General features: G+C 43.2%; 14 protein-coding genes. 12 read left to right on the forward strand and 2 right to left on the reverse strand.

All coding sequences use genetic code 11. The annotated features are described in order from the left end of the window. The first annotated feature begins 7 nt into the window (after positions 1 to 7). The 12 genes from DUL71_RS28925 to DUL71_RS28985 all read left to right on the forward strand — a co-directional run bounded on the left by DUL71_RS28925 (position 8) and on the right by DUL71_RS28985 (position 13,364). Positions 8 to 883 (forward strand): sulfotransferase, encoded by an 876-nt coding sequence (locus tag DUL71_RS28925; RefSeq protein WP_114941293.1) that lies wholly within the window; start codon positions 8 to 10, stop codon positions 881 to 883. 261 nt (positions 884 to 1,144) lie between these two features. Then, positions 1,145 to 1,783: a DUF4291 domain-containing protein gene (locus DUL71_RS28930; RefSeq protein ID WP_114941294.1), complete on the forward strand. Its 639-nt coding sequence runs from the start codon at positions 1,145 to 1,147 to the stop codon at positions 1,781 to 1,783. Positions 1,784 to 2,125: 342 nt separating this feature from the next. Next, positions 2,126 to 4,546 carry a TonB-dependent receptor gene (locus DUL71_RS28935; RefSeq protein WP_114941295.1) on the forward strand — a complete coding sequence of 807 codons (2,421 nt, stop codon included), beginning with the start codon at positions 2,126 to 2,128 and terminating at the stop codon, positions 4,544 to 4,546. Positions 4,547 to 5,001: 455 nt separating this feature from the next. Then, on the forward strand, positions 5,002 to 5,691 hold the full coding sequence (locus tag DUL71_RS28940) for an outer membrane beta-barrel protein (protein ID WP_114941296.1): 690 nt from the start codon (positions 5,002 to 5,004) through the stop codon (positions 5,689 to 5,691). A gap of 54 nt (positions 5,692 to 5,745) precedes the next feature. Beyond that, positions 5,746 to 6,705 carry a zinc-dependent alcohol dehydrogenase family protein gene (locus tag DUL71_RS28945; protein ID WP_114941297.1) on the forward strand — a complete coding sequence of 320 codons (960 nt, stop codon included), beginning with the start codon at positions 5,746 to 5,748 and terminating at the stop codon, positions 6,703 to 6,705. An 86-nt stretch (positions 6,706 to 6,791) separates the two neighbouring features. Then, entirely contained in the window at positions 6,792 to 7,625 is an 834-nt protein-coding gene (locus DUL71_RS28950) for a universal stress protein (RefSeq protein ID WP_114941298.1), read from the forward strand. An 87-nt stretch (positions 7,626 to 7,712) separates the two neighbouring features. After that, positions 7,713 to 8,282, forward strand: coding sequence for an NADPH-dependent FMN reductase (locus DUL71_RS28955; RefSeq protein ID WP_114941299.1), 570 nt, complete (start codon positions 7,713 to 7,715; stop codon positions 8,280 to 8,282). A gap of 139 nt (positions 8,283 to 8,421) precedes the next feature. Then, positions 8,422 to 9,267 carry a class I SAM-dependent methyltransferase gene (locus tag DUL71_RS28960; protein ID WP_114941300.1) on the forward strand — a complete coding sequence of 282 codons (846 nt, stop codon included), beginning with the start codon at positions 8,422 to 8,424 and terminating at the stop codon, positions 9,265 to 9,267. Positions 9,268 to 9,860: 593 nt separating this feature from the next. Beyond that, a complete protein-coding gene (locus tag DUL71_RS28970; RefSeq protein WP_114941302.1) occupies positions 9,861 to 10,553 on the forward strand; it encodes a helix-turn-helix domain-containing protein in 693 nt (230 codons plus the stop codon). Between the two features lie 107 nt (positions 10,554 to 10,660). After that, positions 10,661 to 12,148, forward strand: a complete 1,488-nt coding sequence (locus tag DUL71_RS28975; protein WP_114941303.1) for an alpha-amylase — start codon at positions 10,661 to 10,663, stop codon at positions 12,146 to 12,148. A gap of 58 nt (positions 12,149 to 12,206) precedes the next feature. Beyond that, positions 12,207 to 12,506, forward strand: coding sequence for a GNAT family N-acetyltransferase (locus DUL71_RS28980; RefSeq protein WP_114941304.1), 300 nt, complete (start codon positions 12,207 to 12,209; stop codon positions 12,504 to 12,506). Between the two features lie 3 nt (positions 12,507 to 12,509). Beyond that, positions 12,510 to 13,364, forward strand: a complete 855-nt coding sequence (locus DUL71_RS28985) for an NAD-dependent epimerase/dehydratase family protein (RefSeq protein ID WP_114941305.1) — start codon at positions 12,510 to 12,512, stop codon at positions 13,362 to 13,364. A gap of 90 nt (positions 13,365 to 13,454) precedes the next feature. Here DUL71_RS28985 and DUL71_RS28990 read toward each other — a convergent pair whose 3' ends face one another. Both DUL71_RS28990 and DUL71_RS28995 read right to left on the reverse strand, forming a co-directional pair. Then, positions 13,455 to 14,222 (reverse strand): SDR family NAD(P)-dependent oxidoreductase, encoded by a 768-nt coding sequence (locus DUL71_RS28990; protein ID WP_114941306.1) that lies wholly within the window; start codon positions 14,220 to 14,222, stop codon positions 13,455 to 13,457. Positions 14,223 to 14,476: 254 nt separating this feature from the next. Next, positions 14,477 to 16,192 (reverse strand): IlvD/Edd family dehydratase, encoded by a 1,716-nt coding sequence (locus DUL71_RS28995; protein ID WP_114941307.1) that lies wholly within the window; start codon positions 16,190 to 16,192, stop codon positions 14,477 to 14,479. Positions 16,193 to 16,755 lie beyond the last annotated feature (563 nt).

The raw sequence follows: 16,755 nt of genomic DNA on the forward strand, positions 1-16,755 counted from the left end.
CTAAACCATGATCAATACAACAGTCAAATTCACACCGAGGCAAACCTTAATTATTGCCGGTATGCACCGTTCAGGTACATCGCTTGTAACCAACTGGCTTAGTCGTTGCGGGCTGCAAATTGGCGAGCGCCTTTGCGGCAGCGGTACAGGCAATATTGACGGGCACTTTGAGGATATGGAGTTTTTGAAGCTGCACGAAGAGATCCTTGATCGCAATAGTCTGGAAACATCGGGGCTGATTGACAAGAAAGATATTGAAATCCCGCTTTACCAACTGGAAAAGCTAAAGGCGGTTATCGGTATCAAACAGCAGCTTTACGAGCAATGGGCCTGGAAAGACCCGCGTACTTGTTTGTTTCTGGATACCTACGCCAAGTTGCTGCCCGGCGCCAGGTACCTGGTGATTTTGCGTAACTATCAGTCGGTGGTTACCTCACTGCTCAGGCGCGATTTTGTTTACGTTGATAAAAAATACATGGCCCGTAAATATATTCAACGATTGGTTTGGGTTCATTTCAGGCGGGCCCGGCGACTTAAGGCATTTTACCATGATCATGCCGAAAACTATTTAAAAGTATGGATCAGCTATAATGAAGCTATTCTAAATTCGCTCAAAAAGCTTCAGCCGGATGATTACCTGGTGATAAACTATTCCCAACTACTTGAAAATGACAGCGAGGTTTTTTCATTTTTAACCGATAAATGGAACTTTTCGCTCAATTATTTTGATTTTAAAGACGTGTACAAACAGGAGCTCATGAATAAAGCCGATGACATCAGCGATTTTGTTGCCGATAAGACACTGCTAATAAAGGCCACCTACCTGCTTAAGCGTTTGGGAAGCTATATGCGGGGCAGCGAAAGCTTTCCGGGGAAAGTATAATTTCCCGTCTGTAAGAACTGTTTATTCTTACAAAATATTCATTGCCGTTGGTTTTAACCAACGGTGAAGAATAATGAAAAATCCTGGCTTTAGCCCAATTGTGCAAGTGGATTTGGGCTGAAGCCCTCTCATCGCTATCTATTACTCCGTTGGTTAAAACCAACGGCAATGAAATTTATCTATCTGTAAACGATATTCATCAATTCTAAACAACTTCTAAGGGCCTCTTGATATTGTCCTGAAAATTCGTTATATTATAGTATGAATATTATAACAGAATTTTACAATCAGGGTCTTGAACATTGGCCCAAAACAGGGCAGCACATCCTTGCCCATCAAACAGATCAGGAAATTGTAGTTTACCAGGCCTACAAAAAAAGTATTGCAAGGTTTGCTGCTGAAAACCAGTTTTTGGGTGGAAGCGAATACAGCTACAATCGTATGTCGTGGATTAAGCCCAATTTTTTATGGATGATGTACCGCTGCGGCTGGGCCGAAAAAGAAAACCAGGAAAGTGTGCTGGCTTTGTGGATTCAGAAAAAAGATTTCGAGGCCATTTTAAATGAAGCCGTGATATCGTCCTTTAATCCCCAATATCATGATAGCCACGAACAATGGCGGGCCGACTTAAATGAGAAAGAAGTACGCCTGCAATGGGATCCGGATCATGATCCTTACGGACGTAAACAGGAACGCCGGGCAATACAATTGGGATTAAAAGGGGAGATGCTTGAAAACTTCGGAAAAAAGCAAATTTCCCGCATTGAGGATGTCACCGGTTTTGTAAAGCAACAAAAACAGTTGCTGGATACCGGCAGATCTCATGAACTGGAAATACCCCTTGAACGGTTTTACAAAACAACCAATGACGCTTTGAATAAGCGGGTTGGTATAGATTGATAGTTGGAGCTCCCAGCCTCTAATAGCCTTACTGGCAAACAGCCACTCTCTTCTTAAACTTTCCCATCCGGGAGGGTAAAGCAAATAAAAGCCTCGCTTTTACTCAATTTTAAATAACTCTTCAGGTTAATTTTACAGTATTTAAATGATTTACGGTTATCATTCTGTTTAATTGTTAGGTTCTCTATATCAGTTAAATAACTACTATTTTAAAACCTTATTTGTAATTAATCTAAATAAATATACCTTTGCGCCCAAATCCGGTCTTGCTGGTCGCCAAAACTTCATGGCTGGGATTCAGTTAATGCTGATCCTTTAATCAATTTATTATTTAAGTAAAATATGCGTTTTACAATTACCCCTATTTGCGCGTTTGGCAAGTCTGCCGTAATAAACGTTAAAAATAATTTCTTTAAAGCTTTTACCTGTCTGCTGATGCTTTTGCTGTTAGGTATCAATGTAAAAGCTCAAACAACTACCGGTTCAATAAAAGGTACCGTAAAAACAGCTGACGGTAAAGCTGCCGAGTTTGTGAATGTAGTTTTAACCAATACGCAGTTTGGTGCCACCGCCGGACAAACCGGGCATTTCACCATTAAAAATGTTCCGACAGGCACCTACACCATAGTTGCCAGCTTTATCGGCCTGCAAACTCAAACCAAACAGGTTACCGTTACCGCAGGCGAAACCACAACAGTGAACTTTGTTTTATCCGAGGGCGCAAAAGACTTGCAGGAGGTTTACGTAAAAAGCGCAAAACACAACAAATTCCTGAAAAAGGAGACTGAAGATGTTGCCCGTTTGCCGTTAAAAAACCTTGAGAACCCGCAGGTATATAGCGTAGTGACCAGCGAGCTGATGAAAGAGCAGGTTGTAACCAGTTATGTAGATGGTTTTAAAAACATCCCGGGTACCGGCGTGCCTTTGGTTTATAACAACGGGCGCACAACCTTATTATCGCGCGGTTTTGTTACCGGTAACTTTATCCGTAACAGCGTTGCCGGTTACAATTTTAACAGCATTGATCCTGCGGATATTGAAAAGATTGAAGCTATAAAAGGCCCTACCGGTACATTGTACAACAGCAGCCTTGCTTCATTTGGCGGTTTATTTAACCGGGTTACCAAGCAACCCAATGAAACGCCGCGTACCGAAATAGCCTATCAAACCGGCAGCTTTGACCTTAATCGCCTTACCGCGGATGTTAATATGCCGTTGAATAAAGATAAAACCGTGCTGTTTCGGGTTAACGCCGCCTTGCATAATGAACATAGTTTTCAGGATGCCGGCTTTACACGTAGTATTTTTGTTGCCCCAAGTATTACTTACATTGTTAACGACCGCTTAACTGTTGATGTAGATGCTGAAATAGGTAATTCAAATGCTACATCGGCATACAGGCTTGCTCCGGATGCCAAAGGGAAAATTTATAATATCAAAGATCTCGGTATCGATTATAAACGCTCATTCGCTAACAACAGTGTTGATTACCTGAGCAGGCAGATTGATCTTTACTCGCTGATCAACTATAAAATTTCGGATCACTGGAAATCGCAAACCATGTTTAACAAAACCTACTCATCAACCAAAGGTTATGTTACGCAGCTAAGCTTGGCCGATACCCTGATTAAGCAGCAGGCCATCAGCCAGGATTATCCTTACTATATTACCAATGTTCAGCAAAATTTTATCGGCGATTTTAAGATCGGCCATTTTCGTAACCGTATAGTTGCCGGTCTGGAATATTATAACCAAAGAAGCAATTGGACAAACTATACGGTTACCCTGCCTGGTATCAGCTATAAAAATCCTGGCGCGGCTTACAATAACTTTAATGTCGATAAAATATCATCGCTGGTAGCGGCTTTAGCTCCTAACGCTAATTCGTACGTGCAGAATAATCAAAGCTCGTATGCCGCTTATGTTTCGGATGTGTTTAATATTACCGAAAGATTGAACGCGATGGCCAGCCTCAGGATAGATAGGTTTGTAAACAAAGGCGCTTATACCCCGGCCAATGGTAAAACAACCGGTAATTTTAGCCAAACGGCGTTATCTCCAAAATTTGGTTTGGTTTACCAGTTAGTTAAAGATCAGATTTCATTATTTGGCAACTACATGAACGGGTTTAACAATGCTACGCCTACGGCCACAGCCTTTGATAATTCAACTTTCAAGCCCCAGTATGCCAACCAGTGGGAAGGCGGTGTAAAGGTTGATGCCTGGGATCATAAAATAAGTTCAACCGTAAGTTACTATAATATTAATGTAACCAATACCATCATGGACGATTTGGCCCATCCAGGTTTTATAACACAGGCTGGTACCCAATTAAGCAAAGGTATTGAAGCCGAAGTTATAGCCAATCCCGTTAGCGGTTTTAACATTGTTGCCGGTTTTGCTTATAACGACAGTAAAATAACTAACGGAGCGGCTTCTGTGCAGGGTTTGCGCCCGGCTAACTCGGGCCCGGCCAGGTTGGCAAACATTTGGATGAGTTACCGTATTATGCATGGCAGCGTTCAGGGTTTAGGTTTTGGTGTGGGCGGCAATTACGGCAGCGATTCGTACCAAACCAATACGCAAACATTCAAGTTTACTATACCGTCATATACTACAGTTGATGCTACGGTATTTTACGATCAGCCTAAATACCGCGTAGGCTTTAAACTGGATAACCTTACCAACGAAAAATACTGGTCGTTCCGTTTGGCGCCGCAAAATCCAACCCGCGGAACATTGAGCGTTAGCATCAAGTTTTAAAAGCGATAATCATTAAGAGGAAAGGCTTATGTCTCCTCAGGGTCTCTCGGAGAGGACCCTGAGGAGACATAAGTGCTTTGTCGTTTGATGAGCAAGGCGTCTTGTTTTGCCCCTCTGGGGCAAAGGATATTTCTATATTTTTTATGCTACAAACCTTTTGCACCTCTGGTGCATCTGTCTTTCAAAGCATCTAAAACTAACATGATCTTTATTAAATTGTAAAATCCCCCGGAGGGGGAAAAGGTTTGTAGAAATGATGTTTCCTCGCCCTTATCCGAACCCCAGAGGGGTTCAACTTATACTGATTACTCCACTGGCAATAGACATTTGACTATTAATTTTGCAGGTTAACTTAAACACCGAGAGGCCCAGGGGAGACAAAAAAACTCAAATCAGGTGTAGCATTCTTTTGTGTATGCCCGTATTATTGATATACAAACCAAACTTTCACAAATATGAAATTACCTTTAACCTTATCATTCCTGTTATTATTGGCATGCTTAAAATTATCGGCTCAAACCAAAGCTATTCAGTTTGGTATTAAAGCGGGGATTGCGACAACTTCGTTATCGCGCACTCCCGGTACAGATATCAAGCTTGATAAGGCCGACAAAAGTGGGTTCGGTTATTTTGCGGGAGCTTTTGCCAGCTTTAATTTTAACAGATTTTCATTGCAGCCTGCCATTATTTTCAATGCTTTAAGCAGCCAGAGCTCCCAAAATGCAATAAGCGGTGATATTATTTACCGAACGTACGGCAAATGGCGCTTATACTATTTACAGGTGCCTGTTAACCTGATATATAATATCCCGGTGCAGGGTGGTGGTTTTTATGTAGGTGCCGGACCTTATATTGCTAATGCTTTATCGGGCAGGTTTACACCTGCTGTGGATCCGGTTTTGCCAAATGCTTCATCATTAGCAGCTTCACCTCCTTTTAATGCGAAATTCGGTAATGATGACTTTAGTAATTTTAAACGTTTTGATTACGGCGCGAACGCGGTTGCGGGCTTTGCGTTAAATAGCGGTTTTATGATCAACGCTGTTTATAACTTAGGGATAGCTAATATCCAGGGAAATGACAGATATATTTACGAAAGCACAAAAACCAGGAGCTTGGGTATAGCTTTGGGCTATAAATTTTAGGGCCCGTATATTGGCATAACTCAAACTTTCATAGCTGAAAATTGTATTTCAACTATGAAAGCATTGGTTTTTGAGCAGGCGGGCAATGCCGCTGATGTGATTCAGCTAAAACATTTGGCTTACCCCAAACCGGCCCCCGGCCAGTTACTTGTCAGGGTAAAGGCCAGTCCTATACATCCGGCCGATCTGCTTTTTATCGAAGGGAAATACCGCTATAAACCCGTGCTACCCCAAATAGCTGGCCTGGAAGGTGCAGGTTATGTAGAGGAAGCAGGTCACGATAGCATTATCCCCAGGGGGAGCCTTGTAGCATTTAGCAAAATAGGGGCATGGGCGCAATACGTGATAGTTGATGAGCAGGATGTAGTATTATTACCCGATACTTTTCCGGTACAAAAAGCTGCACAATTAACGCTTAATCCATATACCGCTTATGGTTTAATACAGGAAGCAAAAGTAAAAAGTGGCGATTGGCTGCTGCTCACCGCCGGTCACTCTACAGTATCGCGCATCATAATACAACTGGCCGCCGAAAAAGGGATCTGCGTAATAGCCACCGTACGCCACGAAGAACAAAAGCAAGAGTTACTGGCGCTAAAGGCCGAACAGGTAATTGTGCTGGCCCCCGGCGAGCTTAAGCAAACAATTAATGAGCTTACTAAAGGCAAGGGGATCAAAGCCGCGCTGGATGCGGTTGGCGGTACCCTGGCTACCGAAATAATTTCGTCTCTTTCTCCAGGCGGACGCCTTATTGTCTATGGACTGCTTGATCCAAAACCAACATCTTATTTAAATGCGGAAGTTGTTTTTAAAAACCTGATGATTAAAGGATTTGGCGTAAGGGGATATGTTGAGAGCTTATCGCACGAGGAACGGACACATATGATCAGCCATCTGGTACACTCTATCGGCCGGGCCGAATTTAAGCTTTCGCCGGCGGCGACCTACCCGGTTGATGAGTTTGGGCAGGCTTTGGCTTATCATAAAGGAGGGAAGGTTTTATTGGAGTTTTAACAACAAAATAATGTATTAAAATAGTTAAACAAATCGTAAATTTAGCATTAAGCGCACGGGTCTCGTACGTACCTAAATTGTTTGTTATGAAAACTATATTAATACCTGTAGATTTTTCGGACACCAATACCAACGCCATTAAATATGCAGCCGATATGGGGTGTGATATGCCGGTAAAGAAAATTATCCTCCTTAAAAGCTATTACACATCGGTATATGAACAAATCCTTCCCTCCCCAGACTATTTGCTGATAAGCCCGGATGATATTGAAAATGAACGGCAAAAAATTGAAGTTGAGCTTAAGGAGCTCATGAAAAAACTGAAAAACCGCTGCCACGAAAATATTGAGATAGAAACAGTAGTTAGCACCGAGCCAATTATCAGGGCCATACATGATGTAGTTGATGATCAGCGTCCCGACCTGATGATTGTTGGGGGCGATATGGGGCACGAACTAAGCATGATTGGCGAGCAGGTTATCGAAATCGCAAAAAGCAGTTCTGTAAAAGTGCTGGTTATCCCACCCAATTGTAATTATCAGAAAATAGAGCAGGCACTGGTGCCCTGTGATCTTGAAGCCGTAGCCCGGCTTGGTGTTTTACAAGGGCTTAATACCTCGCACAGCTGGCTTAACCCCAAGCTGATGCTGCTTTATGTCGACCCGAAAAACAAACACATCGGGCGCGAAGAGGAGTTTGAGGCTTCGGTAAAACAACTCGTAAATTGCTATGAGTGTAAGCTTCACTACTCGGACGATAAAAATATTGTACGGGGGATACTTAATTTTGCCAAAGAGCAATCTGTACAACTGATCATAGCTTTGCCGGGCAAACATAGCTTTTTCTATAATTTAACCCATAGCAGTATCACGGAGGCCTTGTCAATAAACGCTACAAACCCAGTGCTGATACTCAAATAGTATTTGTAAAGTTTTTATCAATGTTGTTTTTTGTTTAGGTGTAGTTGCCTTGAATTGCCAATATTTACGGCAACTAAACTGATAAACATGTATAAACTCAAAGTAATAACTTCTACCGTACGTCCGGGCCGTAAAGGGCCTGCTGTTGCGAAATGGATAACCGAGGTGGCTAACAATCATGGCTTTGAAGCCGAAATGGTTGATCTGGGCGAGCTTAACCTACCCCTGATGAACGAGCCTGTTCACCCGGCCCTAAAACAATATGAACATGAGCACACCAAGCAGTGGAGCGCCAAAATTGAAGAAGCCGACGCTTTTATTTTTGTGACTGCCGAATATGATTACAGCTATCCCGCGCCACTTAAAAATGCCATAGAATACCTGGTACACGAATGGGCCTATAAGCCAAGCGGCATTGTAAGCTATTCTATTGGTCCGTTTGCCGGTGTAAGGGCGGTTATGAGTTTAAAAACAGATCTGCTTTCGTTAAAGAATGTAGCCCTTGGCGAAATGGTCAATATCCCGCAATTGAATCAGTTTGTTGACGAGGATAATAATTTTACCGCGGATGAAAGACTGGATAAAAACGCTAAGATCATGCTTGACCAACTGGTGCGCTGGACTAAAGGCATGAAAGCGATACGGGAAGATAAATAGCATTTGTAGTTAAGGTCTTTAAATCCCTTGCCATAACCGGCAGGGGATTTTTGTTTTAAATAATGAGGGGATTTTTGATGTAACATATTGACGGTAATTGTGTTAAATTTATGCTGATCATACTGTATTATTATTGGCTATGGAAAATCAATTGGAAGAAATCCGTGATCAGCAAAAGCAATCATGGAATAAATTTTCGCCCGGATGGAAAAAGTGGGACGAGTTTAACATGCGTTTTTTAAAACCCATGGGCGATGCTATTATTGATAACCTTAAAATAAAAGATGGATACGATGTGTTGGACATTGCCGCCGGTACCGGCGAACCCGGCTTAACCATTGCTGCTTTAACACCTAATGGAACAGTAACGGGTACCGACCTCGCCGAAGGCATGCTGGAAATAGCCAGGGCAAATGCCGCGGCTAAGGGAGTAAAAAATTACAAAGCTCAAATTGCGGACGTAAGCGAGTTGCCCTTTGACACCGAATCATTTAATGCCGTCAGTTGCCGCATGGGGTTCATGTTTTTTCCAGATATGCAGTTGGCTGCCAATCAAATTTACCGGGTACTAAAGCCTGGTGGCCGCTTTGCCACTGCTGTATGGGCAGGCCCCGAACAAAATAACTGGGTTACCACCATTATGAGTGTTATCCAGAAGCACGTGATATTGCCCGCCCCGGCTCCCGGAGCGCCGGGTATGTTTCGCTGTGCAAAGCCGGATGTTGTTGTCAATTTGTTAAAGCAGGCGGGTTTTAATGATATAACCCAAAGTGAAATAGCCGGACAGGTAGACTACGGAAGCTTTGACCGTTACTGGCAAATGATGCTGGAAGTTGGCGCCCCAATAGTAGCTGCCATGTCGCAAGCCGATGAGCCGACCAGGAATAAAATAAAGGAAGAGGTTGCGGCATTGTTCCAATCGCAGAATACAAGTGGAACAGCGCTGCTCAATTACGGCGCGCTTGTAATTAGTGCGCAAAAATAATCTTCAGATAACTTTGATGTAATCTGAAATTTAACATTGAGGTTAAATTAGAGATATAACTTTACGTTAATGAAACCGCAATATAAACTTAAGCTTGTCTTATTGTTTGCTACACTAATGTTTGTGGCCAAGCCTTTTGTTGGTTTCATGATCTTTAACAGGCAGCATCCTCCGGTAAAAATCAACATCTTCCTGCTCGATAAATCATTTAGCAAAAGGATAATTCAATACCGGGATGGTAACCTGTCCATAATGACGGCCATTCAAAAAAAATTGGCACACCCCGTTGTCAGTTTACGTTTAAGGCTCTCCTGCTTTTTACTACTGTTATACCCTTTTCTTTTCGGATTTAGGAAGCGGGTTACCTACCGGCATATCAGGTTCTTAAACCTCAGTAAAACTTTATCCCATCCTCTGTATCTGGTCAACCGGCAAATTATTGTTTAACGGATGGCAAAGCCGTTCAGTAATTGATAACCTATCTGCGGCAACTCTATTTTAGTTGATTTTCGGTTTATTTTATCCGGCTTCCGGGCCGTGTCACCATTGTTTATCCGCGGTTTTAAGCGTGATAAACTTTCATATTTATTAAAATGCCACTTTCCTATTCATATACCAATTTTGACGATAACGATAAAGAGTTATCAAATTTTGCCAAGGCCCTGGCGCTGCCGGTAAGGGTAGCCATTATCAGGATCATTATTGAACATAATAATGTGGTAAAGCGCGAAATGCTTTATGAGATCCCCTTTAACATCGAAACCATAAACAAACATGTGGCCGAGCTTAAAAACCTGGGCATTCTGAAAGTTTACGGGATCAAGGGCAATGTTAATTACAGTATAGACGAAAGCTTGTTCGATCAGATGGCTTATCGTTTTTCTATGTTGTTTAAAAGTGCGAGGCATCTGTTTGTACAACATATCAATACCGATTATGAGGCTGCGGAAGTTACCCCGGCGGTTAACATCCGCAATTCAATGCCCACTTTAAGCCATTTTGGCCTTTTCATTAGCCAGCAACGAAATTTACTTAACATAACACAGCCGGCACTGGCCGAAAAGCTCGGTTTAGAAACAGAAAATTTAAACCAGGTAGAACGGGGCGAGGTTGCTTTCAATCCCGAAAAACTGATGCTGCTTGCCAACGTGTTTGGTATTACGCCTACGGTTTTGAAGCGTGAATATTATAGCTACCGTATTGCCGAGCTTGTTGACGAAAGTGGTTGTAATGAGTCGTTACTGGATAGTGCCAAAGAAAAAATCCATCAAATGCACGCCTCCTGAGCTTTTTGATTTACAGTGATTTAATATTGAGGTTAAGGCCCGATAAAACCTTTCTGCGTATATTTAGTTAAGTATCAACTATAAAATGGCATACTTAATTTAAACGCATGGAAAATTTTACAATGCTGCAATTTTTTGAATGGTATTACCCCGCCGGAGGCAGATTGTGGAATCAGTTAAAAAATGACGCGGAAAATCTAAAGAAAAAAGGGATCGACTCGGTTTGGTTGCCACCGGCTTACAAAGCAGCAAGCGGTGGCTATTCGGCCGGGTATGATGTTTATGATATTTATGACCTTGGTGAGTTTGATCAAAAAGGTACCATACCCACAAAATACGGCACCAAGCAGGAATACCTTGACGCTATTGCTGCCGCGCAAAAAGCCCAATTAAAGGTTTATGTTGATGTGGTGCTAAATCACATGGGCGGGGCCGACGAAATTGAAAAAGTGAACGCCCGCAAGGTTGACCCGGCTAACCGTAACGAATTTATAAGCGATGTTTACGAGATAGGGGCGTATACCAAATTCACCTTTCCTGGCCGTAAAGGCAAATACTCCAAATTTATATGGGACTGGCAGTGCTTTTCTGGTATCGACTATGATGCCTATAAAAAGGAAACCGCCATATTCAGTATTCAAAACCAATATGGCGAAGGCTGGGAGGATGTGCTTGACGATGAAAATGGTAACTACGATTACCTCATGCTTTCAGATATTGACACCCGCAACCCAAGTGTGAGGCAGGAGCTGAAAAACTGGGGCAAGTGGTATTTTGAAACCGCGAAGTTCAATGGCTTCCGGCTCGATGCTATTAAACATATGGATCATGGCTTTTATAACGAATGGCTTGATTATATGCGCAATGAGTTTAAGCATGAGTTTTTTACCGTTGGCGAGTACTGGGCTTTTGATTTGCCCAAACTGTTAAAATATATTGAGGCAACAGAAGGGCGTATGTCGCTTTTTGACGCGCCATTGCATGATAATATTCATCAAGCTTCAAAAGCAGGTAAAGATTATGATCTCACCACAATTTTTGATAATACCCTGGTAAGTGCCAATCCCGAGCGTGCCGTTACACTGGTTGAAAATCATGACACCCAGCCGCTGCAGTCGTTGGAGCAGCCGGTTGACGCCTGGTTTAAACCGCTTGCCTATGCGCTGATTTTGCTGCGCGAAGCCGGTTATCCCTGTGTTTTTTACGCCGATATGTACGGCTCAAAATATACCGATAAAGGCGGGGATGGAAAGGAATATAGCATTGAGCTGCCAATAGTTGCTGAACTGGAAACCTTACTTTATGTAAGGAAAAACCTTGCCTACGGTACCCAGCGCGATTATTTTGACCACCCTAATTGTATAGGCTGGACCCGCGAGGGCGATACAGACCATGAAGATTCCGGATGTGCAGTTGTACTATCAAACAGCGAGGATGGCTTTAAAGAAATGGAGATTGGGGCCGGGCACGCGGGCAAAATATTTGTTGACTATCTGAACAAGCACGATGGTGAAGAAGTAATTATTACTGCTGATGGCTGGGCCGAGTTTAAAGTTAAAGCGGGAACGGTATCGGTGTGGGGAATTAAAAAGTAATTTATATTAAACGGGGTTAACATTTTATACATTTGTTAACCCCGTAATAAATACAGCTATGAAATACGAAGAAATTCCCCTGGTAAATAATGAGGCCATCCATAATTTTGAACTGCATGTTGAAGGCCACCGCGCTTTTATCGATTACAAGCAAAAGGATGATAAAATTTACCTGATCCATACCGAAGTACCGGTTGAACTGGAAGGTAAAGGTGTGGCGTCGGCTATAGTCGAAAAAGCATTCAACTATATCGAAGAACATAACCTGAAGCTTGTGCCGCTTTGTGTTTACGTGGCATCATATCTTAAGCGTCACCCGGAGTGGACACGAATATTGGCTATAGCTCCGGGTCATTAAAAAATGCGTGTTTTAGTTACAGGTTCATCGGGCAGGTTAGGGGCTGTTACGGTTAAACATTTATGCTCGCATGGGCATGATGTTACCGGTATTGATGTGATCCCGGCTGAAACAACTGATGAGCAGATCGATATCCTGAACAAAGAGGCCGTTTTAGCCATCACCAAAAACATTGATGCAATTGTTCATACTGCCGCCATCCATGGTAAACATTATGAATTGAACTATCCCCGCGAGGCATTTATCGATGTAAATATTTATGGCACGCTTAATTTACTCAATGCGTGTATAGCCAATGGCGTATCAAAATTGATGTACACCAGTACAACGTCTATTTATGGCGATGCGATGGTTGATGACAGTCGGGCTGTTTGGGTTGATGAAGAGCTAATGATTAAACCCCGTGATATCTATGATATCACCAAACAAACTGCCGAACAGCTTTGTAAAGATTTTTTTTATCGCGAAGGATTGCAAACATCAGTTTACCGGGTTGGTCGTTTCCTGCCAGAGGCTGATAATCTTAAATTAAATCATCGCCTTTACCGCGGGCTGGATGAACGTGACGGCGCCGAAGGTTTACGATTGGCTTTGGAGAAAACTTTTCCGGAATTTGAGATCTTTAATATCACCAGCAGTTCACCTTTTAAAAAAGATGAACTGGTTCAGCTCAAGCAAAACCCTGCCGAAGTAGTAAAAAAACACTATCCGGATGCTGAAGCTATTTATAAAGCAAAAGGCTGGGAGTTCCCGAAAAGTATAGACAGGGTTTATGTAAGCGAAAAGGCTAAGCTATACTTTGGCTACGAGCCGAAGTTTACATTTGATTATTTGTTGAATAATCTGAACATAGACTGAGATTTACGAAGTTTTTAAAACTTCGTAAATCTGGTTTTTGGAATTTTCCAACCACTCACCTAATCAACCCAATCAACCATTCACCAAACCCTAATAAGGCGAAGTACTAACCGCCGTCCATCCGCCATCAACAACCAGGTTTTGCCCGGTAATGTGCTTTGCACCGGGAGATACTAAAAACAATACGGCATTTGCCACATCTTCAACCGTAGCCGCGCGCCCCATTGGTGTGATGCGGGCCCAGGTTTTTTGATACCCGGCGTCTTCCAGGGTGCGCTCGGTTAGTGTAGCGCCGGGGGCAACGGTGTTTACGGTAATTTGATGTTGCGACAGTTCAACAACCAAACTTTTGGCCAGCATTTCTAAAGCCGCTTTGGTCATGCCATAAGCCGCAAGGTCCTGATGGGCCTGGTGCCCCGTAACCGACGACATGAACAGGATGCTTCCCCCGCTTTTTTGTTTTACAATTTGCCTGGCTGCCCTTTGTGCCAAAAAGAAACTGCCCTGCAGGTTAAGGTTCATGACACTTTGCAGGGATTGGGCCGGATAATTCAAAAAATCCCCAAACAAAGTGATGCCCGCATTGGCAATAGCAATAGTAAGCTTACCGTAACGTTGCACGGCTTCATCAACCATTTGCTGTATAAAATCAATATCCGAAGCATCGCCCGCCATTGGGTAGCAATTACCACCCATGCTGTTTATAGCATCTGCCGCCTGGGTTGCCAGTTCTTCACTTAAATCGTTCAGTAACACGGCAGCGCCGGCGGTACTTAGTTGTTTCGCTATTTCAAAACCTATCCCTTGTCCTGCGCCTGTTACTATGGCTACCTGCCCGCTAAATTTATCAGTTATCATTTTTTAGGTTGATGGTTGGTTAACTTATTATTGGCTGTCATGCTTCGGTAAGGCTACCCGTCACATAATCAAAAAATGGGTGTCATGCTGAGCCAGTCGAAGCATAGCGGGTAAGGCCTCTGCACGCGTCATTCGACAGGCTCAGGATGACAGCCCCTCGACACCTAATGTTATCCGTCCTTTACAGATCCCAATTTTCTCTCATTCAGACTGACAGACCCTCGCTCAAAGCTTATTTGTTATTTTATAATTTATTAATGCGAATCCCTCAAAACCTCACTGCCCGAACTTCCCTTTAAAAAATCCAGATCGGCACCAAGGTGCGCCTGCTCTACATGGGTTTGGTATAAATGAGTGTATCCGCGTTTGCTGATATTGTTATTTAATACCAGTTTCGATTTTCTTTCGGCAATTTCCTCGTCGCTTACTTCAAGGTGCAAAGTTCCAGCCGGTACATCAAGTTTAATTATGTCGCCATCCTGTACCACGGCCAATGTACCGCCAATTGCAGCCTCGGGCGATACATGCAATACCACGGTGCCAAAACCGGTGCCGCTCATCCGTCCATCCGAAATGCGTACCATATCAGTAATGCCCTGATCGGCCAGTTTTTTAGGGATAAGCATATTGCCAACTTCCGGCATGCCTGGATAGCCTTTTGGTCCGGCATTTTTTAATACCAGTACACTGTCTTTATCCACATCCAAAACCGGATCATTGATCCGATGGTTAAAATCCTCTATATTTTCAAATACAACCGCCTTGCCGGTATGCTGCATTAAAGCGGTACTCGCTGCCGATGGTTTAATCACCGCCCCGTTTTGGCAAAGGTTGCCTTTGAGTACAGTTATGCCTGCTGTTGGGTTAAAAGGATTATCAACCGGAGCTATGAGATCGCGATTAAAACATTCGCTGTTTTTATAATTTCGTGATATCGGATGTCCGCTTACCGTTATCGCATCGCTGTTAAGCTGTTCATGTAGTTCTTTCATCAGTGCCGGCAAACCTCCGGCATAATAAAAATCCTCCATAAAGTATTTGCCCGATGGTTGCAGATTAGCCAGTAATGGTATTTTACGGGCGGAGGTGTTGAAATCATCCATATTTAAATCAATACCAATACGGCCCGCTATGGCCAGCAGGTGAATAATAAAATTGGTAGAACCACCTATAGCCGCATTAACGGTAATGGCATTTTCAAAAGCTTGCCGGGTAAGGATATCTGAAGGTTTCAGATCTTCCCGCACCATATCAACAATGCGGTTGCCGGATAAATGCGCCAAAACTTTTCGCCTGGAATCAGCCGCAGGGATGGCCGCGTTCTCTGCCAGTGAAAGCCCCAGCGATTCCACCATACAGGCCATGGTTGATGCAGTACCCATTACCGCGCAATGCCCCTGGCTCCGGGCCATGCAGGCTTCGGCGGTGTAAAGGTCCTCGTCGTTCATTTGCCCGGTTTGATGATCGGCAAAAAAGCGCCAGATATCTGACGTGCCTATATCCCTGCCCCGGTATTTACCGGTTAGCATAGCACCGCCCGAAACAACAATAGTAGGAATATTAACACTGCAGGCACCCATCACCAATGCAGGAGTGGTTTTATCACAGCCGCAAAGTAACACTACGCCATCCAGCGGATTGGCGCGAATGCTTTCCTCCACATCCATACTTACCAGGTTTCGGTAAAGCATGGCAGTAGGCTTAACCAAAGTTTCGCCCAGCGACATTACCGGAAACTCAACCGGGTAACCGCCGGCTTCATAGATGCCATTTTTTATAGATTGTGCCAATTCCCGGAAATGAGCATTGCAGGGCGTAAGTTCCGACCATGTGTTGCAAATGCCTATCACGGGTTTCCCTTGCAACTGATGTGCGGGAATGCCCTGGTTTTTCATCCATGCACGATATATAAAACCATCCTTGCCCTTTTTACCAAACCATTGCCTGCTCCGTAGCGGTTTATCCTCCATAAAGATGTATTGTGTTTAAACTGGTTATTTAACAAATATAGATTTCTATAAATCGTTTTAGATATTGAAAATGAAAAGTTAGGAACTCTTTTAAATAACGCTGCTATACAAAGCATCTTTAATGTTAACCAATTGTCAGAATGCGCCAGAGTTGCAAAAGGTTTGTAAAAAATCAAACGGCTCAAGTGTGGTACGCCGGAAGTCAATGTTATTAAATTAAGAGATTGACAGGCTGCACCAGCGGTGCAAAAGGTTTGTAGAAATAAAATTCAACAGATTTTTAGTGTGCCAGAGGTACACAACTTAGCGTCAGGTGAGCTATCGGCGATTATCTTTCTATATATTATATAATAGAGCATTGCAAATGCTGAACCGGGTGTTGATGATTTCCGGTTTTTTTCTGAGTGCCAACTGCCTACTCACAACTGGCAACTGAATTATGGGCGTTCCCTCCGGTCGGGCTATCCGCTCATACTGCACAGGCCTTAGGCACGGGCAGGTATCCGCTGCTATCCCTAACGCGGGTTTTACGGTCAGTATAAAACTTTTTCTCCTTGAGAAAT

The sequence above is a fragment of the Mucilaginibacter endophyticus genome, assembly GCF_003351025.1.
GTDB lineage: Bacteria > Bacteroidota > Bacteroidia > Sphingobacteriales > Sphingobacteriaceae > Mucilaginibacter > Mucilaginibacter endophyticus.

What these genes read in the sequence shown, in the direction of transcription:
- DUL71_RS28960 (WP_114941300.1), top strand. Translation starts at nt 8,422, where the DNA reads ATGGAAAATCAATTGGAAGAAATCCGTGATCAGCAAAAGCAATCATGG.
- DUL71_RS28970 (WP_114941302.1), top strand. Translation starts at nt 9,861, where the DNA reads ATGCCACTTTCCTATTCATATACCAATTTTGACGATAACGATAAAGAG.
- DUL71_RS28930 (WP_114941294.1), top strand. Translation starts at nt 1,145, where the DNA reads ATGAATATTATAACAGAATTTTACAATCAGGGTCTTGAACATTGGCCC.
- DUL71_RS28935 (WP_114941295.1), top strand. Translation starts at nt 2,126, where the DNA reads ATGCGTTTTACAATTACCCCTATTTGCGCGTTTGGCAAGTCTGCCGTA.
- DUL71_RS28975 (WP_114941303.1), top strand. Translation starts at nt 10,661, where the DNA reads ATGGAAAATTTTACAATGCTGCAATTTTTTGAATGGTATTACCCCGCC.
- DUL71_RS28945 (WP_114941297.1), top strand. Translation starts at nt 5,746, where the DNA reads ATGAAAGCATTGGTTTTTGAGCAGGCGGGCAATGCCGCTGATGTGATT.
- DUL71_RS28995 (WP_114941307.1), bottom strand. Translation starts at nt 16,192, where the DNA reads ATGGAGGATAAACCGCTACGGAGCAGGCAATGGTTTGGTAAAAAGGGC.
- DUL71_RS28940 (WP_114941296.1), top strand. Translation starts at nt 5,002, where the DNA reads ATGAAATTACCTTTAACCTTATCATTCCTGTTATTATTGGCATGCTTA.
- DUL71_RS28925 (WP_114941293.1), top strand. Translation starts at nt 8, where the DNA reads ATGATCAATACAACAGTCAAATTCACACCGAGGCAAACCTTAATTATT.
- DUL71_RS28955 (WP_114941299.1), top strand. Translation starts at nt 7,713, where the DNA reads ATGTATAAACTCAAAGTAATAACTTCTACCGTACGTCCGGGCCGTAAA.
- DUL71_RS28985 (WP_114941305.1), top strand. Translation starts at nt 12,510, where the DNA reads ATGCGTGTTTTAGTTACAGGTTCATCGGGCAGGTTAGGGGCTGTTACG.
- DUL71_RS28950 (WP_114941298.1), top strand. Translation starts at nt 6,792, where the DNA reads ATGAAAACTATATTAATACCTGTAGATTTTTCGGACACCAATACCAAC.
- DUL71_RS28990 (WP_114941306.1), bottom strand. Translation starts at nt 14,222, where the DNA reads ATGATAACTGATAAATTTAGCGGGCAGGTAGCCATAGTAACAGGCGCA.
- DUL71_RS28980 (WP_114941304.1), top strand. Translation starts at nt 12,207, where the DNA reads ATGAAATACGAAGAAATTCCCCTGGTAAATAATGAGGCCATCCATAAT.